The organism is Asticcacaulis sp., assembly GCF_051954415.1.
Taxonomy (GTDB): domain Bacteria; phylum Pseudomonadota; class Alphaproteobacteria; order Caulobacterales; family Caulobacteraceae; genus Asticcacaulis.
The window spans coordinates 1-19,348 of record NZ_JBQCHT010000016.1 but is presented as its reverse complement, the minus strand read 5'-3'; the positions used below and the strand labels follow the sequence as shown (position 1 = coordinate 19,348).

At 56.5% G+C, this 19,348-nt stretch carries 17 protein-coding genes and 1 riboswitch; of the genes, 9 read left to right on the top strand and 8 right to left on the bottom strand.

The genetic code is table 11. The annotated features are described in order from the left end of the window. The first annotated feature begins 2 nt into the window (after positions 1 to 2). Entirely contained in the window at positions 3 to 455 is a 453-nt protein-coding gene (gene rnhA, locus ACTHND_RS05360) for a ribonuclease HI (protein ID WP_440176505.1), read from the top strand. A gap of 97 nt (positions 456 to 552) precedes the next feature. Next, on the top strand, positions 553 to 1,377 hold the full coding sequence (locus ACTHND_RS05355; protein ID WP_440176503.1) for a flagellin: 825 nt from the start codon (positions 553 to 555) through the stop codon (positions 1,375 to 1,377). Positions 1,378 to 1,384: 7 nt separating this feature from the next. Here ACTHND_RS05355 and ACTHND_RS05350 read toward each other — a convergent pair whose 3' ends face one another. Then, positions 1,385 to 1,672: a zf-TFIIB domain-containing protein gene (locus ACTHND_RS05350; RefSeq protein WP_440176501.1), complete on the bottom strand. Its 288-nt coding sequence runs from the start codon at positions 1,670 to 1,672 to the stop codon at positions 1,385 to 1,387. Positions 1,673 to 1,726: 54 nt separating this feature from the next. Further along, a complete protein-coding gene (locus ACTHND_RS05345) occupies positions 1,727 to 2,257 on the bottom strand; it encodes a gamma carbonic anhydrase family protein (protein ID WP_440176499.1) in 531 nt (176 codons plus the stop codon). A gap of 364 nt (positions 2,258 to 2,621) precedes the next feature. Between ACTHND_RS05345 and ACTHND_RS05340 the strand changes: the two genes are divergently transcribed. Next, positions 2,622 to 3,392 (top strand): PhoH family protein, encoded by a 771-nt coding sequence (locus ACTHND_RS05340; RefSeq protein WP_440176497.1) that lies wholly within the window; start codon positions 2,622 to 2,624, stop codon positions 3,390 to 3,392. Between the two features lie 113 nt (positions 3,393 to 3,505). On the opposite strand, the gene ACTHND_RS05335 is transcribed toward ACTHND_RS05340, so the two are convergent. From ACTHND_RS05335 to ACTHND_RS05320, 4 genes are all read right to left on the bottom strand, one after another. Then, positions 3,506 to 6,466, bottom strand: a complete 2,961-nt coding sequence (locus ACTHND_RS05335; RefSeq protein WP_440176495.1) for a TonB-dependent receptor domain-containing protein — start codon at positions 6,464 to 6,466, stop codon at positions 3,506 to 3,508. 202 nt (positions 6,467 to 6,668) lie between these two features. Beyond that, positions 6,669 to 8,702: an alpha/beta hydrolase family protein gene (locus ACTHND_RS05330; RefSeq protein WP_440176493.1), complete on the bottom strand. Its 2,034-nt coding sequence runs from the start codon at positions 8,700 to 8,702 to the stop codon at positions 6,669 to 6,671. A 121-nt stretch (positions 8,703 to 8,823) separates the two neighbouring features. After that, complete coding sequence (locus tag ACTHND_RS05325; RefSeq protein WP_440176491.1) at positions 8,824 to 10,452, bottom strand: alpha-amylase family glycosyl hydrolase; 1,629 nt, start codon at positions 10,450 to 10,452, stop codon at positions 8,824 to 8,826. 83 nt (positions 10,453 to 10,535) lie between these two features. Then, positions 10,536 to 10,907 carry a hypothetical protein gene (locus ACTHND_RS05320; RefSeq protein ID WP_440176489.1) on the bottom strand — a complete coding sequence of 124 codons (372 nt, stop codon included), beginning with the start codon at positions 10,905 to 10,907 and terminating at the stop codon, positions 10,536 to 10,538. Between the two features lie 201 nt (positions 10,908 to 11,108). On the opposite strand from ACTHND_RS05320, the gene ACTHND_RS05315 reads away from it, so the two are divergent. Beyond that, positions 11,109 to 11,582 (top strand): hemerythrin domain-containing protein, encoded by a 474-nt coding sequence (locus ACTHND_RS05315; RefSeq protein WP_440176487.1) that lies wholly within the window; start codon positions 11,109 to 11,111, stop codon positions 11,580 to 11,582. Here ACTHND_RS05315 and cytX read toward each other — a convergent pair. Both cytX and ACTHND_RS05305 read right to left on the bottom strand, forming a co-directional pair. Next, entirely contained in the window at positions 11,579 to 12,880 is a 1,302-nt protein-coding gene (gene cytX / locus ACTHND_RS05310; protein WP_440176485.1) for a putative hydroxymethylpyrimidine transporter CytX, read from the bottom strand. The two genes, ACTHND_RS05315 and cytX, sit on opposite strands and share 4 nt — an antisense overlap. 76 nt (positions 12,881 to 12,956) lie before the next feature. Further along, positions 12,957 to 13,790: a TIGR00266 family protein gene (locus ACTHND_RS05305; protein WP_440176483.1), complete on the bottom strand. Its 834-nt coding sequence runs from the start codon at positions 13,788 to 13,790 to the stop codon at positions 12,957 to 12,959. Between the two features lie 221 nt (positions 13,791 to 14,011). On the opposite strand from ACTHND_RS05305, the gene ACTHND_RS05300 reads away from it, so the two are divergent. The 5 genes from ACTHND_RS05300 to ACTHND_RS05280 all read left to right on the top strand — a co-directional run bounded on the left by ACTHND_RS05300 (position 14,012) and on the right by ACTHND_RS05280 (position 19,315). After that, positions 14,012 to 15,724 carry a hypothetical protein gene (locus ACTHND_RS05300; RefSeq protein WP_440176481.1) on the top strand — a complete coding sequence of 571 codons (1,713 nt, stop codon included), beginning with the start codon at positions 14,012 to 14,014 and terminating at the stop codon, positions 15,722 to 15,724. Positions 15,725 to 15,807: 83 nt separating this feature from the next. Further along, entirely contained in the window at positions 15,808 to 16,269 is a 462-nt protein-coding gene (locus ACTHND_RS05295; RefSeq protein ID WP_440176479.1) for an AlbA family DNA-binding domain-containing protein, read from the top strand. After that, positions 16,262 to 16,687 carry a hypothetical protein gene (locus tag ACTHND_RS05290; RefSeq protein WP_440176576.1) on the top strand — a complete coding sequence of 142 codons (426 nt, stop codon included), beginning with the start codon at positions 16,262 to 16,264 and terminating at the stop codon, positions 16,685 to 16,687. Before ACTHND_RS05295 ends, ACTHND_RS05290 begins: the two co-directional genes overlap by 8 nt. Before the next feature lie 38 nt (positions 16,688 to 16,725). Then, positions 16,726 to 16,840: riboswitch (TPP riboswitch) on the top strand. A 54-nt stretch (positions 16,841 to 16,894) separates the two neighbouring features. Next, complete coding sequence (gene thiC, locus ACTHND_RS05285) at positions 16,895 to 18,736, top strand: phosphomethylpyrimidine synthase ThiC (RefSeq protein WP_440176477.1); 1,842 nt, start codon at positions 16,895 to 16,897, stop codon at positions 18,734 to 18,736. Between the two features lie 111 nt (positions 18,737 to 18,847). Further along, entirely contained in the window at positions 18,848 to 19,315 is a 468-nt protein-coding gene (locus ACTHND_RS05280; protein ID WP_440176475.1) for a hypothetical protein, read from the top strand. Positions 19,316 to 19,348 lie beyond the last annotated feature (33 nt).

The following is a 19,348-nucleotide window of genomic DNA, read 5'->3' as shown; positions in this document are numbered from 1 at the left end:
GCATGACCGAACGCGCCCATGTCACCCTCTATACGGATGGCGCCTGCAAAGGCAATCCCGGCCCCGGCGGCTGGGGCTGCATCCTGATGTCCGGCCTGCACGAGAAGGAACTATACGGCTACGACCCCAGCACCACCAACAACCGCATGGAACTGATGGCCGCCATCGCCGGGCTGGAAGCCCTGAAAAAGCCTTGCGACGTCAAGCTTTATATCGACAGCCAGTATGTGCTGAAGGGCATGACCGAGTGGATCAGGGGCTGGAAGGCGCGCGGCTGGAAGACCGCCGACAAGAAGCCGGTAAAGAATGACGACCTGTGGATCAGGCTCGATGCCGCCGCGAAGCCGCACAAGATCAAGTGGATCTGGGTCAAGGGCCACGCCGGCAACGAACTGAACGAACGCGCCGACCAACTGGCCAACAAGGGCATAGAGGAAGCGCGCGCCAGAACTTAACTTCAGTGCCTGATTTATTTCCTGATCTTTAACCTCCGTTAGCCCTGTCGTGGCATGATGGCCTTGGACAGAATGTCATCGCAGCGCAGGTTCAGAAATGAACTCCATCAACACGAATATCGGGGCCATGATTGCCCTGCAGAATCTGAACGCCATAAACCGCGATCTTCAGACGACGCAGAACCGTATCTCGACCGGCCTGAAGGTGGCCAGCGCCAAGGATGACGGGGCCACATGGGCCATCGCCCAGAGCCAGCGCTCCACTGTTTCCTCGCTTGATGCCGTTAAAGAGTCACTCTCCCGCAATTCGTCCGTGGTCGATGTTGCCATGACCGCCGGGGAGTCGGTGTCTGACCTGCTGACCCAGTTGAAGGAAAAGGCCCTGGCGGCCTCAGACACCTCGCTCGATTCCACCGCCCGCAGCGCCGTGAAGAACGATTTCGTCGCCATCCGCAACCAGATCACCAAGACGCTGGCCACCGCAGGCTTCAATGGCATCAACCTGCTCGACGGTTCCAAAACCTCCATCGCCGCCCTGGCCAATGCCGAAGGCACCAGCCGGCTGACCGTAGCCGCGCAGAACATGTCGCTGGGTGGTTCGATCGTGACGCTCGGCGCCAATGCCGATTTCTCGACCGCCACCTCGGCTTCGGCTCTGCTGAGCACGCTTGATTCCTCGATCAATAATGTCTCAGCCGCCCTGGCACGGCTCGGCACGTCGTCAAAAGCCCTGGATAATCACCTGACCTTTATCGGCAAGTTGCAGGATACGATCACCGCCGGGATCGGCAATCTGGTCGATGCCGACCTGGCGAAGGAAAGCGCGAAACTGCAATCCCTCCAGGTCAGGCAGCAACTGGCCATTCAGATGCTGTCGTTCTCCGCACAGTCCCAGTCATGGGTGCTCAGCCTGTTCCGATAGTGAGCGGTCAGTCGAAATCGAAGATATCGCCAAAGTCGAAGCGCTTCTTTTTCTTCCGATGCGAAAAGTCACGCCCCTCGTAGCGGCTGTCATACTCGTCCTCTCGCCGGGCGCGCGGCTGCGCCGGTGGCGGCAGAGGGATATCCCGGTCGTCCTTCGACAGGGCAATCAGCTTTTCCAACTCGCCACGGTCCAGCCAGACACCCTGACATTGGGTACAGATATCGATCAGTATGCCTTCGCGGATGACTTCACGAAACGATCCCTGGCAGACAGGGCAGATCAGGGCCGGCATGGCAACTCCTTCAGATGGACCTATCCCTCTGACATGGAACTGTAAAATCCAAAGTCAAGGGACAACCTTCAGACCCCTTTTGAAGCGCCGCCAGTTACGCACATAATGCGCCGCCGAGTGGGTCAGCTTGCCGATCTGCTCCGGCGTCAATTCACGCGCCACCCGTGCCGGCTGGCCGATGAGCAAAACACCGCCAGGATATTCCTTTCCTTCCGGTACCAGGGCGCCCGCACCGACTATAGTGTTCTTCCCGATCTTCGCCCGCGCCAGGATCACGGCGCCGATGCCGATCAGGCTGTTATCCCCAATCTCGCAGCTATGGATCATCGCCTTGTGGCCCACAGTCACATCATCACCGATCATCAGGGGCAGGCCGTCATCCGAATGGAGCACGGCGCCATCCTGGATATTGGTGCGCGCGCCGATGGTGATCGGGTCGTTATCCCCGCGCACCACGGCGCAGAACCAGATACTGGCGTCCTCCCCAACCGTCACATCCCCCATTACATCGGCCGAGGGCGCGATCCAGAAACGGCCGTCCGCCGGCAGATTCGGCGTCTTGCCTCCCAGTGTGTAGATGGCCATGACCGCTTCCCTTTCTGATTGGTTCTTTATGACGCATTTGCGAAATTATGAAAGTGATCGGCTCAATTAAGATATCGCTAACCAAGCTCGGCGAATCTGATAGCGTCATCACAGGCAGGGGAATCAGTACGCCCTTTCCGTGATCGGCATCAGACTTGAAGGTTCCAGCCTTAGAGGTTTAACAGTGGCAGTCCGGGTTGCGTTTTCATCCCTTGCTTCTCCTCCACCGCCCCACGGCGATGATGGCCCCTCTTACGCCCCTTCCGGCGGCTGCCGAATCTCCTCCCCCAACCGCGTATCCCGTACACAAAGGCGAGCCACTTCCGGCGTCGCCTTTTTTCATGTTCTTTTTTAGGAGCCCACCATGACCAAGCGAGCCGCCAAACGTTTCATGCGCGAAGGCAATCTGGATGCGGAGCAATTCGCGCCGGATACGAAAGTGCGCCGTATGAATGTGCATGGTGCCGGCATCAATAACGGCTGGTCGCCGGCCAATGAAGAACGTGACCAATCCTATGTGAAGACCATCAAGCCGAAATCCGAAGGCCAGGCGGCCCTGATGGCGGCCATCGATGAAAAGAACCTCGTCCTGGCGCTCGGCCCCGCCGGCACCGGCAAGACCTACCTCGCTATTGCCAAGGCCGTGGAAGCACTGGAAGCCGGCAAAGTCGGCCGCATCGTTCTTTCCCGCCCCGCCGTCGAGGCCGGCGAATCGATCGGCTTCCTGCCCGGCGATATGGAGGACAAGCTGGCGCCTTACCTGCGCCCACTCTATGACGCCCTCACCGACCGCCTCAGCATGAAGCGCGTCAAGGCCCTGATGGCCGAGGGCCTGATCGAGATTGCCCCGGTCGGTTATATGCGCGGCCGCACGCTCAATAACGCCTTCGTGGTCATCGACGAGGCGCAGAACTGCACCTATGTCCAGCTCAAGATGCTGCTGACCCGCCTGGGCTGGAACTCGACCATGGTCGTCACCGGCGATCCGCACCAGTCAGATCTGCTGCCGGGCATTTCCGGCCTGGCCGACGTGGCCGACAAGTTCGAGACGGTCGAGACCATCGAGGTGGTCCGCCTGAAGGACAAGGACATCGTGCGCCATCCGCTGGTGGCGCAGATGCTGGGCGTGCTGTAGGCGCAGCGACTGCCGCTCAAACGAAAACGGCGGGTTTCGGCCCGCCGTTTTTTGCGCATAAAAAAGCGGCGAGGTCACCCTCGCCGCTTCTCTTGTAGCTGATCTGTCAGAACCTAGAAGTCCTTCGAGACATTCAGATAGAACTGACGACCGATGATGCCGGTGCTGTATTGGCTTCCGAAAGGATAATTGCCAAAACGGCTTGCCGATCCGGCATAGACGCCTGAACCGATAATCGGCGCATACTTGTCAAACAGGTTATTGACACCGGCAATGACTTCAAAGGTCTTCGCCCGATAACGCAGTTCAAGATCATGCGTGACAAAGGGCGGAACCGAAGCCGCATAGGTAGCGTTCGGGGCGTAAGAGACGTTGCCGCCCGTATTACCGGTTTCGTTGCGGAAACCCATATTGCTGGCATTGCCGATGTAGTTGAATGTCCAGGCCAGGGTCCAGTCCTTGTGCGTAAAGCGCGTCTGTACGTCACCCGCCCAATGTTGCTGACCGATCAGCCCCGTATAGTTGTCAATGATCGAGTCCGGATAAAGCTGAATCTTGTCGTACTTATAGTACGTGAATTTAGCGTCGGACGACAGAGTACCATAGTTGAACTCATGCTCGTAATTGACCGTAAAGTCGATACCTGCACTGGCTTCTGTCGGAATGTTGCGATAGCTGCCATCGATCGTGAGGATCGAATGATAGGTCGGCGAAAGCGGGTCCATATCACGGACGAACTGATCGCAATAGCCCGGCTTGGAGCGGAAATCGACGCTGGCATAGCAGGCGCCCACGACAGCCGCACCACTGGAGCTGATCTGGTTGGCGATCTTGATTTTCCAGAAATCGATCGCCAGTTTGAAGCCCGTGCTCGGCGGCGTCAGAACGAAACCAAGCGTGGTGGCATAAGAGGTTTCAGGCTCCAGATCGGTACCACCGTGAGTCGTGATGACAGCAGATGGATTGGCGCCATCATAATCACCCGGAATGCCATCCGCCAGACAGTTGGCCTTGATGGTTGGGCTGACCTTCGGGCGGCCCGTGACGGCATCGGTGTCATCATAACGGATGCAGGGGTCGAGACCCAACTGATTCAGATAACCGGTTTGGTCATTCAGATACAGTTCGTAGAGAGCCGGCGCACGGAACGATGTTCCTGCCGTACCGCGAACGCGGAAGATGTTATCGACAGCCCAGTTGAAACCAACCTTATAGGTGCCGGAACCGCCAACACTTTTGTAGTTGCTGTAACGGCCCGAAAGATTGAGGGTCAGGTCTTCAAAGAACTTCTTGCCGCGCACCACCGGTGCTTCCAGTTCGAAGAAGGCTTCAGACAGATGGTCGGTGCCCTTTGTTTCACCCGCCGAAGACTGATTATAGGAATTACCGGAACGCGACAGTTCCCCCGGCAAGTCATCGATCTTGTCTTCCCGGAAGCTGACACCAAATGCTGCGCCCAGAGCACCGGCCGGCAATTGATACAGATCACCTGTGATTGTGGCTTCGGCGATGTTCTGTTCATAGACAGTCTTGCCAACGTCCTGGGTGAAATACCAGGCTTCTTCTTCAGGTGTGAGCTTGGCCTTGGTCAGGGCGTCATTGGTGAACAGATTGAGCGGAATACAACCCGCCGGCGCACCGGTGCCGCAAGCATCGCCCGTATTTTGATCCATATAATCGAAATTCACCTGATCAAAACCGGTGCCCCAGTTTACGCGATCTGCATAGATAGCGGTACCGGCATAGGTTCCGTCGCTCTTTGAATGCGACACATAAGCATCCCAGTTCCAGTTGCCTATATTACCGCGCGCGCCCCCAAGGAGACGGGTGAAGTCGACCTTTTGCGTCGAGACAAACTTATGCAAGGCAATCGGCTGAGCAATGGTCGGGAATGGGTTGACCGAGGCGTAATCGGAATAATACGGGAAGAGCTCTCCGTATTGCGATTGCGATGACTCGCGGCGTCCCCACATGAGTTCGGTGTAGAGCTCTGCCCCCCCCATCCAGTCGGGGCGATAATTGCCTTGCGCGTAAAGGAAAGAGCGCTTTACCGGCGAAAACGCTGTAGAATCGAGCGCTTCCTGGGGATCAAAATCGATTTGCGAATTCTTCGTAACGGATTCGAAATCAGGAATGCCGGGTATACCAACCGTAGTCACCGCCCCCGGCATGGAACGGTAGTAACGGCCGGTTAAAGCATCAATCACGACGTTCTGGGCCAGGCCGTTGGCGTTATAGCACTTATATTTGCCAGTATTTACGTCTACCAGATCTGCGCGGCTGCCGTCAGCGTTATAATAGTAATCCTGCGGGCAAGCCAGGCCAGGACGATCGGACAGGTACAGCGGCTTTTGCTCGTAATATTCGCCGGAAACCAGGATATTGCCTTTGTCAAAGCTCTTGCCCCACATGGCGCTGGCGCTGTAGCTATCGGCGCCGCTCTTTTCGGATTTTAACCCCGAAGCTTCCAGGTGCAGACCGTCATAGTTCTTTGTCGTGATGATATTGACCACGCCGGCGACGGCATCGGAACCATAGATTGACGAAGCGCCGTCGGTGAGGATTTCATAACGCGACACCAGGGATTGCGGTATGAAATTCAAGTCAACCGCACCAACGGTTCCGCTGACGCCGGCAGGCGGCATACGACGGCCGTTAATCAGAATCAGCGAGCGCTGCGCGCCCAGGCCACGCAGGGAGAGTGTGTTCACACCATCCCCGCCATCCACTACGTAACCGGTAAAGGTATTGTTGATCTGACCTGCACCAGCCGCGATCGACGAAGATTGGAGTACGTCGGCAGCGCTGATCATGCCGGAAAGACTCGAACGTTCCGATGTGATGATCTGGACGGGAGCGGCTGAATTGAATTCGGACTTCCGAATACGAGACCCCGTAACCACAACCTCCGTCGTGCCTTCATCGGCCTGCGCGGCTTCCGGGGCTGCGGGGGCAGTTGTCGTGTCGTTTGCGGGCGGCGCATCCTGGGCAAAAGCCGGCACCCCCACATACAGCGTGGTCAGAATGGTGCCGGCCAGCAACCATTTGCGCGTCAAATTCGTCGATTTCGACATAAAAAGCTCCATTGTGTATGGTCCCCGGACCTGAACGAACACTATCCCGTCACAATTTCGACGCAATAACAAAATGTTTGCAATGCAAACTTATAAGTAATTGTGTGATCACTTTGCCGCACTTCAATAAACACAAGGCAAAACAGTGCGTTGTAAAGGGGCGATATATTACAAATCGTTCATGTTTGTAGTGCTGAAATACCTAATTGATCAGGCCGCATTTCGGGCTTTTCAGGAAAGCCTCCATCAGCCCCAGGCTCTGCTCCTGCCACTCTACATGCCACGGCAAGGTGTGCCACATGCCTTTGATTTCGGTATATTGCACATCCTTTCCAGCCGCTTTCATGGCCGCATAAAACATGCGGGAATGCTCGGTATCGGCCTGGCGGTCGTGGTCTCCGTGGAACAGCAGGATCGGTATATTGGCCTTGTCGACATTCTTCAGCGGATCCATGCCATCGACCGTATGGCCCTGGATATCCCGCTGAACATGACTACCTCCCCACAGATTGCCGATGCGTTGCAGGCTGGAAACGCCTGCACCGGCAATGGCACATTTGTAAGGGCTGTTCGGTCGTACACTGGCAGCGATGGCCGCGAAACCGCCATAGGAATATCCCATGATCGCCATACGCTTCGGATCGGCAACACCGCGCGACACCATATATGCGGCGGCATCATCATTATCGTCCGACATCTTCAGGCCCCACTCGTTATCCCCGGCCTTCCACAACTTGTCTCCCCAACCTTCCGAGCCACGATACTGGGGCTGGATGACGGCGATGCCGCGGGTAGCAAAAAATTGCGGCCAGCCGGTCATGTCCCAAGTCTGTTCGTCGCGCGCCCAAGGGCCGCCATGCGGCAGGACGATCAACGGCACCGGTCTCTGATCGGGCGTCCAGCCCGGCGGATAGGTGATGAAGGCCGGAATTTCAAGGCCGTCGCGCGCCTTGTAGGTGACGAATTCCGGTTTACCCAGCGTCTTTGGATCGATCCAAGGTTTGGCGCCGCCCAATGATTGCAGCTTGCCATTCTTGTACAGGTAATATTGTGGTGGAAAGTCCGGGGATTCAACCTCAACAACCGCCATCTGGTAAGTGTCGCGGTTGATGGTCAAGTGTACATTTTTACCAGGGAAACTGGCTTCTATCGATTTTTGCGCCGCCGCCCATTTCGGATCAAGGTAGCTGACAATGGTATCCGGCCCCTCGACTGCAACCGCGAAGATGTCCGTTTTCTTGTTGGCACGGTCAATAGCGAAGCTGACCTTGTTGATATCGTACTTGTCATTGGCAAACAGAGGCTCCGCTGAGAACGTCTGCGCTTTGATATCGTAATCATAGATGGCGCTGTGATCGCCGTTTATATTGGTCGAAATCACCAATTGGTTTGGATCGGTGTCGAAACCGAGGATGGTAATATTTTTACGTTCAGCCACCTTGTAGCTCAATGGCGCATGATAGACCCACTGACCGCTAGCCTTATCCTTGATATAGACCTTATACCAGTATTCGCCACTCACGGCGTCTATCTGTTCCCTTATCAACGGTTCGCCGGTGTTGAGATCGACGCCGGCGGCCAAATAGTTGAATTCGGTTGAACCGAGAGCGATGGTTCTCGTCTTGCCGGTCTTCGTGTCGAGTTCAAATATTTTCTGAGCAAAATCATCGGGATTGACCGTTTCCATCAGCACCTTGCTGTTATCATAGAGATTGCGGTTGAAAATGGTTGCCGAGATGCCACGCTCCAGGGAATCGCGCACGTCTTTGTTGAGTGTGCCCGTCATCTTGAAGGGCTCCTCGATCTTGCGGCCTTCGAGGTCGGAATAGTAGAGCTTGTTGGTAAATGTCGGCTTGCCGTCACCACCGGTGATCGGCTGTTCGGTGATGAAATATATCTTGTCGTTACTGAAGAAATCGACCGCGATAATGCGCTGGGTCTTGGAGGGTATCCACACCGGATTCTGGCTGAGATCATCGGCATTCCAGATCGAAATGACCGGCCATTGCTGGTCCTTTACCGCAATCAGAGCGGCGATGTGCTTACCGTCCGGCGAAATAGTGACGCCGGTCAGCTCGTCGTAGCGCGCCAGGTCGTCGATCGACACAGGATTGGCCGGCGGTGTGTAGGCGGCATGAGCAATGCCGATACCACCCGCCATCAGCCCAACCGACACGGCAGCGACGGCGGTGGATTTCAGCAGGGTTTTAAGAGGATTGAATGATACGCGTGTCATGGGGCAGCGCTCCGGTAAATTTTGCAACAAACTGGCCATGACACAAAGCCGCCGTCAACCCGTTTGCGGCGGATTGACGGCGCTTTTGCGTCACCTTAACAATTTGTAATGCGCCCTGCGCCTATTGGCTTTTCGTAAAAACCCAGGCCGTCTTGGCCGGCACCACGACTGTCAGACTGCCGCCTTCGCTGGCGACCGCTGCGGCCGGCACCTCTCCCACCACATGCAGGGACTGGACGAACCGCCCCTCACCCACCGTGGCGCTTAAGGCTTGCGGCGCATCGGAGAGATTGACCATCACGGCCACCTTATCCTTCGGGCTGCTGCGCGTGAAAACCAAAGCGGGATCGCCGGCCTTCGACTGCACCGACATTTCGCCCGTGCCGAAAACCGGATGATCGCGGCGGAGCGTATAGAGCGCGCGGTAATATTCGAGAAGCGAATTCGGGTCGCCTGCTTCGATCGCCACATTCTGGCTGGCGACATTGATCGCCACGTCGCGGTAAGGCCTACCCGTGGTAAAGCCCGCGGTGCGCGGATATCCGGTCCAGCTCATCGGCGAACGGATGCCGGGGTCGTTGAACACGCCGCCATTGCTCATGCCGATTTCCTCGCCGTAATAGGCAAAGGGCGTGGCCGAGGCCAGGATCGAGATGGCGGCGGAGAGTTTGTAATCTGCCGGATTATTGACGCCGAACTGGTTCATCAGCCGGTCACCGACATAGGCGTCATGGCTTTGCAGGGCCAGCGGCATCAGATCCCGATTGGGATTGGCAAGTTGCCTGACCAGTGGCGCCTGTAGTGCGCCCTTTTTCGCGCTGTCGATAATCGATCCCTGCACGCCATAGGCAAAGGCGCTGCACGCCTTGACATACATGTCCGCCCCTTCCGAGGCTTCGCAGATCATGTAGCGGTTGTCATAGTCATCGAGCGCTTCCCGCAGCTTCGCCACGATGCCGGGATTGGCAGGATTGTTGAAATAGGCTTTCGGCCCATCCTCGATCAGCATGGTGACGGCATCCAGCCGGAACCCATCCACGCCCTTGTTCATCCAGAAACGCATGGTGTCCTGCAGATAGGCGATCACCTTCGGGTTCTTCAGGTTCATGTCCGGCATGGAATCCGAGAAGACACCATAATAGAGCCCGACCCCGCCGGGCACGATCTTCGTCACAGGCTTCCACGGATCGTTATAATAGGCGCCGCTGACACCGCGCATTTTTTCATTGTACCAGCCGGGGTTCTTGTCGGCGAAAACATACCAGCCGCGGTACGGACTGGCCTTCGATTTCGCCGCGTCCTGGAAAATGGCGTTGCCGCTGCCGGAGTGATTGACGACGAAATCGAGAATAACGCCAATGCCGCGCTTGTGCGCCTCCTGCACGAAGTGCTCGAAGTCGGCCATGGTGCCGTAATCGGGGTTGACGGCGCGATAATCATTGACGGCATAACCGTGGTCGCCATCCTGGCTGGGCATCATTGGCATCAGCCAGATACCAGTCACGCCCAGTTCGTGCAGATAATCGAGCTGCGAGGTCAGGCCGTTGAAATCCCCTACCCCGTCGCCGTTACTGTCCTTGTAGGAACGGACGAAGATTTCCATGAAAGCGGCGGTCTTGTTCCAGTCCTTTGGCAGGGCGCTGGCCTTGGCTTCCACAGCCACCGGCGAGACGTCTATCTCCGCCTGGGCGGCGCCTGCCAGGGCCAGTATGGATACGGCGGCGCATAGCGCGATATGCTTCATAGACATGATTGAGCTCCCTTTTATTTTTATTCTGTGCCGCAAGGTGGCACCTCGCCCGCGGCTTGGGAAGCTGAATACGTATGCGCGAATTAACGCTCCATGACCCGCACATCGCGCCAGTTGGGCTGGAAAGACCAGACTTTTGCCCCGTGAGCGGTAATAACGATGCGGTGTTCGCCCCGCCATTTGACCGCCAAGTCCACCGGTTTATGCGGGTTTGAGGAATCGAAGATTGCCACGGCCGTCCGGCCATTCATCAGCCCCTCCGTGCGGCGCAGAAAGACCTCCTGTACCGGCGAGCCCCACACACAATCCTTGTTGATGACTTCCGCCTGATAATGACCGGTCGGTGAGTCAATCGTATCGACCTGCTCTTCCGTACACAGGCCGATGTGATTGCAGCCCGACAGGATCAGGCTGCTGCCGGCAATAAGGATAAATCTGAAGATCAGGGCAAGCATTGGCGTTGCATCGTTCCCCGCATGGCACTAGTTGCCGCGCAGGTAAACTTACGCCCCAAGGGTTAATATTTTCCACAACTGTGGAAATATCTCGCAAACGCCCTGCTTCTTATTTACACATTCCTTGCAAGGAAAGGCAAAACCCGCATTTTCAAACTATTCCCACGGTCGCATCCTCCTGTGGATAAAGGAGCGCATGCCATGGATATCTACGCCTATATCGTCCGCGATCATCGCAAACTGTCCGGCCTGATGGACGACCTGATGTCAATCCGGCTGCCAGCGGTCAGGCAAACCTTGTTCGATCAGATCAAAACCGAGTTGTCTGCGCACAGCGATTCCGAAGAGCGCACCTTCTACGCCGCCCTCGAACACGCCATCCCGACCCAGGAAATGAACGATAAGCTCGAACATTCCGAACACGAGCACCATGAAATAAGGGCTTTGCTCCATGTGCTGGACCGGTTTTCGATCAGCAGCGAGGAATGGATGGAAAAGTTCGGCGAACTGAAATTCGCCATCGAACACCATGTCGCCAAGGAAGAAGGCGAGATATTCCCGCGCGCCAAGGAAGCCATTTCACCGCTCGACGCCCATCGCCTGGCTCTGCAGATGGATGCACTGAAACAGCAGATCCTGGCCGGTCAGGATTCTTCGGCTGTCATTTATCTCTAGGCCGGCTTTCCAAACATCCTTGCCAGCGCCCAATATGTGACAGCGGAGATAAAGAAGGCCGGCAGTGTGGCGCCCAACGCCGGCAGCAGGCTGAGGACATAGTAATAGGTGGCGATACCGGCCGCCCACGCGGCAAAGGCGCTGACATGCACGCCATAACTGAACCGATAGACGCCACTGATGCGACTGATATCCAACATCGACACCTGACGCTTGCGGATCAGGAAGTGATCGACCAGCAGCACACCATAGAGCGGCGTAAAAACCGAACCGATCATGTAAAGGAAGCTCATGAATTCGGCCATCGGCACAAACAGGGCGATTCCCGTACACAGGACACCAAAACCGATCACCAGATGGCGAATGCGAAAATGCAGCAGGCTGCCGAGTGATGTGGCCGCCGAAAAGATATCGGCAAAGACGTTATCGGTTTCGTCGATCAGGATCAGCAGCAGGGCCAGCCCGCCGCCGGTGGTCGCCAGGGCCGACAGCAGCAACTGATCCGGATTGCCCACCGCCATCAGGGCATAGGCGGCGCCGAGCGCGAAAAACCAGATATTGGCCAGCAGATAGCCAAGGGTCGAGCCCTTGAAGACCGCGCCGGGAGACTTGCCGAAGCGGGCATAATCGGCGATCAGGGGTAGCCATGACAACGGCATGGCAATGACCAGATCGATACCGCCACCCAGAGACATTGAACCGTCGCCTTTACGAGCAAAAGCCTCCGCCAGGTTATGGTCGGCCAGCAAGGCATATGTCATCCAGGCCGCCCCCGCCAGCAACAGCCAGATGCCCCAGTGGCGCAGGAAACGGCGGACAAAACTGAGAGGCCCCAGAAAGGCCAGGCCGGTGGCGGCAAGGCCAAAAACGAGCGTCCACAAGACTGGCCAGGTGAAATGGAAGGCGTTGGTCGAGAGCGTATTTGCGGCGTCGCGCATGGCGATGATCTCGAACGCCCCCCAGCCGACCAACTGGATGATATTGAGGATCGCCGCCACCGATGCGCCGCGTACGCCCAGCGTCGGGCGCAAGCTCCCAATGGTAGATAGGCCGGTATCGGCCCCAACCACGCCGGCCAGCCCCAGCAATACCGCCCCGGCCACGCTGCCGATAATAATAGCCAGCAATCCTTCGGCCAGCGACAGGCCGGGGACGAGATAGGCGCCCGCCTGGAGCACCAGCAGGCCGATCCCCAGTGAGAACCACAGCGAGAAAGCGTCGCGCAGGGTCAGGGTGCGCTTATTTTCGGGCACCGGCACGAGCGGGTCATAGGCGTCCTGGTCGGAGATTTCGGTCATGGGTAAGGTTCTGGAATCAGATAAACCTTATTCTTAACAGACTTGCCGCCGCAGGACACCCCGGCTGGCCTGTCGTTTAATTATTCCCGCCGATCAGATCCCCCAGGCCGCCCAGGACCGAGCCCTCACCACGCGACGGACCACCACCGCCGATGGCTGCACCTATCCGTCCGGCCAGGCGTGCGAACGGCAGGGACTGCACCCAAACCTTGCCCGGCCCAGTCAGGCGGGCGAAGAAGACCCCTTCCCCGCCGAACAGCATGGATTTCACCCCGCCAGCCTGGATCAGGTCGAAATCGACCGTATCGGTAAAGGCCGCGACACAGCCCGTATCGACGTGCAGTTCCTCTCCGGCCTTCAGTTCGCGCTCGATCACCATGCCACCGAACTGGACGAATACCCAGCCGTCACCTTCGAGCTTCTGCATGATGAAGCCCTCGCCGCCGAACAGACCGGTCATAACCCGCTTCTGGAAGGCGATACCGAGAGACACGCCCTTGGCGGCGCACAAAAAGGCGTCCTTCTGGCAGATCAGGCGTCCGCCGACATCCGACAGCTTGATCGGTACGATGGCGCCCGGCACCGGCGCCGAAAACGCCACGCGGGCCTTGTCGCGGCCATTATGGGTGAACACGGTGGTGAACAGGCTCTCGCCGGTGATCAGGCGCTTGCCGGCGCCGAGCAGCGCGCCCATGAAGCCGCCGCCCTGCTGGCCTGACCCATCGCCAAACACCGTGGTCATGCCGACACTGGCATCCTTCCAGACCATGGCGCCGGCTTCGGCGATGGCGCTTTCGCCTGGATCGAGTTCAATCTCTACGAACTGCAGTTCCTGCCCCTTGATCTCGAAATCGATATCATCGGCTATACCGGACTGGCGGTGGTGAGTGACGGGAACGGACGGCAGCATGGAAACCTCTCTGGTGACAGTTCCCGAAGATGTAGCGATGCCGACGCCAATGTGAAGGGACTTTGCAAAAGGAAGTGAACAGGCGACGATACTTCGTTGTAAACCTTGCCGAAACGCCGCCCTTGCAGTAGGTTTCCCGAAGCGTTCAGAAACACACGCCTTTCGAGACATTTCCGTCATTGTCGGACCGGTGAAACCGGGTGGCCGGGGAAGCTATGCCCATGATTTCGAGTTCCAGATTACCTCTGGTCCTGATTATATTGTCGCTGGTGTGTGCCTCACTTTCGGCCTGCGGAAACACCCGCAGCCCACCGGAAGACGTGGTCAAAAATCCCGCCTCCGCAATGGCCTTCGCCCGCGCCACCCTCGGCAAGATGCCCGATGCGGCCCGCCAGGCGTTCAAGGACAAGCTCAAGGCGGAAAACGAACGGCTGAACACCGAACTGAAGACCATACTGACATCCGGCGAGTCCGGGCAACTCGGGCGCCTGGCGGTCTTTGCCCAGGCGCGCAAGGCCAACCTCCAGGAACTGAAACGCCGGATATCCATAGAGAACGGCCTGCTGGCGCAGATCGACCCCGAACATGTCAATTACAGCGGGACCGACCCAAACAGTGCCCTTACCCACGCCCAGGAAATAACCACCCACCGCACGGTCATCGCCCAGGCGGTGCTCATGGCAGGCGTAGAGCAACGCTTCCTGCGCCGTGTCCTTTCGGTCAGTCCTGTGCTTCAGGAGGCCAGCCAGCGCCAGGACGATGCGCAAGGCTCGGCAGCCGCCCCTTCGGCAAATGTCGGCACCATCCCCTATTATATCGATGAGATGAAGAAGGAGCCCTGCCTCTTCATCTCGCCCGACGCCACTCCGCCCGCGCCTATCTCCATCCGCGGCATCGAACTGGGCATGAACCGCCGCAAGGTGATTGACACCCTGTGCGCCTCGGAAAACGGCGAGGTCCGCATCCAGGCCCAGGCGGTTGGCCAGACCTACAGCCCCGGCAGCATAGAAATCGGCGCCCGCCTGCTGGCCTGGGAAGCCTACCGGAAAGGCGCCGCCTATAGCCCGGACTATCTCGGCGTCAATGCCTGGCTGGCCAATCCGGAAAACAGCGCCGAAATCCGCTCACTGGTGCGCCCCTATCTGAAAACCACCCGCTTCTGCCTGCATTGCACCGGCATCGGCCATGAGGACGAAAATCTTCTCAGTGTCGAATATGCGCCCGAAGGCACGGTGGCGGCGATCATACGTTCGCAACGCTTCACCGACAGCCCTTCTCTCGATGCCAGCGGCCGCCCTCCGCTGGCGGATCACCCCAGTCCGCAGCCGATGAATGTCATCCTCGATCCCCTGCGCAACCAGTTCGGGACACCGTCCTTTGTTTATCGCAATGTGGTGGCGTGGGTCTATCCCGACGGACAGACGCCCCTGCAGCCGGAAGCCTGGTCCCTGCAGGCCTCGCCGGATGGGCTCTCGACCCGGATCAGATTAAATGACGCCAATTTCACCGTCCCCTCCCCGATTGAAGCCGGCACCCCGGCCTTCATGACGCTTTACCGGGCCCTTTCGGCCCAGCCGGCTCCGGCCACCTACTGCGTGTCGAAATACGCCTATGACGGACTGGACAGCAACTGGCCACTGAAGGCGATCTACGCCGATCGTTATGGTGCGCGCGCCTATGATACTTCGGCCGCGGCACCCGGCGAAACCGACCGGTGCGGCGTGATCGTCTATGCCGTGATGGATTTGACGGGCAATGACGATCACGACGTCTACATCACCGACTCAACGCCGGTTTACGGGCTGACGCTTTCGATCATCAATACGGCCCGCCTGGCGGACGTACATAAACGCGAGGCCCAGACGGTCATCGATCGGATGAAGGCCCTGACCGCCACGGCGCAATCGGCGAAGCCCGTCGACCTAAGGCACTAACTATATTCATTTATAAAATGACTTAATTACTTACGTTGCTACAATCTATAAAATTGGAAGCACAGGCGCATAGTGAGCAAAGCATGATACCTACAAAATTAGATGACTGGTCATACGAAAATATAAAATATTTGTGTACTGCCGGGAGCTCAGAAAGCGACAGACATGATTTCAAATTCAATTTGCCAGATACAAAAAATCTTACGAAAATTTGCTGCGCATTTGCAAATACTTTTGGAGGCTTCATAATTGTTGGAATCAAAGATAGTGGCCATGCTAATTTTGAAATTATTGGAATTGACGCCGACAAAGAATTATATGGCAAATTCAATGCAAAATTGAAGGCGAGCCCTGACATAACTGTACCCAGACCTAAAATAATAGCCGCCCCAAATTCAGAAAAATTACTCTACGTTTTTGAAATTCCTGTTAGCCTTAGACGCCCACATCTTCCCACCCCTCAAGACGAGCGAATATTTTGGAAACGCCAAGGTGCCGATTGCACCCAGATGACACTTGAAGAGTGTCAGGCAACAAATGAATAATTATGAGGAAAAAAGAGAAAAATTAACTCTTATGGTAGTTGAACTCAGACATATTGGAGATTCACTATACGCGCACTGCAACGTGCCAGACAATTATTTCATAAATGACATTTATAATATGGAAATGATAGATCGAATTATGGTTGAATCATATTCAATTATAAAAGGTAATGAAAATATTGTCATGGCACTTAATTCTATAAGAAGATTTTTAAATACTATTAATTCACAAAAAATTATACTAATGAATATTTTATCATTTTCCAGAGGTGACATTTATAACAATATGAAAATCAATGAATTAAGAAACCTGATTCGGTCTATATTCCCCGAAATGGCCAGTAACATAAAAATTATTGAAAGTGTTCTGGAAAATAATTATGGAATTATTAATCCTTACAAAACTGCATCACAATAAAACAGCTTGACCCCAGCTTCATTCCGCCTATGCTCATCCGCAGTTCACCGGGGTGTCCGCGCGTAAAGGCGGGCTGAGACGAGGGTCTAGTCCTTCAAACCCGCCGAACCTGATCCGGGTCATGCCGGCGAAGGGAGTTGGATACGCTAAACACAATTAGCGCCCGCAATCTGCGCGCATGATCCCTCTTAATTTGCGAGGGACATAATGAATAAACCTGTCATCCAGAAGCCTATCAAGGTCGAGAATTCCCCTATTCCGGGCTCACGCAAGGTCTATGAGCCGGGCGTCCGCTTTCCGGCACTCCGCGTGCCTTTCCGTGAGGTAGCGCTGCACGAAAGCGCCAACGAACCGCCGGTGACCATCTACGATTCGTCCGGTCCCTATACGGATGAAAACTTCACGCCCGACATCGCCAAGGGTCTGCCGCGCCTGCGCGAACAGTGGATCGTGGATCGTGGCGATGTCGAATATATCGAGGCCCGCGAAGTGAAGCCAGAAGACAACGGCAATGTCTCCGAAGGCGCCCTGGCCCCGCAATTCCCCAACCTGCCGAAGGTGCTGCGTGCCAAAGACGGCAAATCGGTCACGCAATATGAATATGCGCGCGCCGGCATCATCACGCCGGAAATGGAATATATCGCCATCCGCGAAAACCTGCGCCGCGCCAAGGCCGCTGAGGTCATCCGCGACGGCGAAGACTTTGGCGCCTCCATCCCCGATTACGTGACGCCGGAATTTGTCCGTGACGAAGTGGCGCGCGGCCGGGCCATTATTCCGGCCAATATCAACCACCCCGAAGTCGAGCCGATGATCATCGGCCGCAATTTCCTGGTCAAGATCAACGCTAATATCGGCAATTCGGCGGTCACCTCCTCGATGGAAGAAGAGGTCGAAAAGATGGTCTGGGCCATCCGCTGGGGCGCGGATAATGTCATGGACCTGTCGACCGGCCGTAATATCCACAATATCCGCGAGTGGATCATCCGCAACTCCCCGGCTCCGATCGGCACCGTGCCGATCTACCAGGCGCTGGAGAAGGTCAACGGCGTGGCCGAAGACCTGACCTGGGAGGTCTACCGCGACACCCTGATCGAACAGGCCCAGCAGGGCGTCGACTACTTCACCATCCATGCCGGCGTACGCCTGTCTTACGTCCATCTGACGGCCAAGCGCGTCACCGGCATCGTATCGCGCGGCGGCTCAATCATGGCCAAGTGGTGCCTGGCGCACCACAAGGAGAACTTCCTCTACACGCACTTTGAAGAGATCTGCGACATCATGCGCGCCTATGATGTGTCGTTTAGCTTAGGCGACGGCCTGCGCCCCGGCTCGATTGCCGACGCCAATGACGCCGCGCAGTTCGCCGAACTGGAAACGCTTGGTGAACTGACGCAGATCGCCTGGAAAAAGGGCTGCCAGGTGATGATCGAAGGCCCCGGCCATGTGCCGATGCACAAGATCAAGGCCAATATGGACAAGCAGCTAAAAACCTGCGGCGAAGCCCCCTTCTACACCTTGGGGCCACTCACCACCGATATCGCGCCGGGCTATGATCATATTACTTCGGGCATCGGCGCGGCCATGATCGGCTGGTTCGGCACCTCCATGCTGTGCTATGTCACGCCCAAGGAACATCTGGGGCTGCCAAACCGTGACGATGTCAAAACCGGCGTGATCACCTACAAGATCGCCGCCCACGCCGCCGACCTCGCCAAGGGGCATCCCGGCGCGCAAGCCTGGGACGACGCCATGAGCCGGGCGCGGTTCGAGTTCCGCTGGCAGGACCAGTTCAACCTGGCGCTCGATCCGGAAACCGCCCGTGCCTTCCACGACGAGACCCTGCCGAAGGAAGCCCACAAGACGGCGCACTTCTGCTCGATGTGCGGGCCGAAGTTCTGCTCGATGAAGATCAGCCAGGAAGTGCGGGATTACTCCGCCACCCTGACCGATAACGAACGCGCCGACATAGAAAACGGCATGGCGGATATGTCGCAAAAATTCCGTGCCCTTGGCTCGGAAATCGATATAGCCGTAGCAAAGGGATAGCGTAACGAAGGCACAGTTTCACTTTTGCCACAAAGTGGAACTGTGCCCAATAAATCAATCCTTGTCAGTATTAGGTACCGACGCTAGGGTCGGCAAAAATTGGGGGGAAATATGACAATCATCAAAACCGGCATGGCTCTGTTGTGGGCGTTTACATCATTAGCCCTTCTTACACCGATGGCACAAGCACAGCCTGGCTTTGATCCTCAGATAGAGGTCAAAACCATTGCCGATACCTACCTTATTCCCGCCGGCAAGGACGCTCAAGACGCCATCAACCTGGCAACCAGCGACGCTGAAAAAGCCTGCGATCTGGCCAAAAACGCTTCGCTTTCAGTAACTACGGCTGACCAGCAACTTACAAGCCTTCATGACAAGCTGATCCAGAACGACTATGACCCGTCCACTCTGCAACCCATTCAGGATAAGGTTAAAGCCAGTATCCAGCAAATGACGGCACTCTCGCAAGCCATATGCAGCGGTGAAATAGCCAATGTGTTGGTGTGGACGGCTTCTCAATCACATTCGGAGTTCAAGGCCTACAGGTCTATGATTTCCGAACTCATTGGGAGGACCTAAAATGGATAATATTATAAGGATCGGTATGGATAC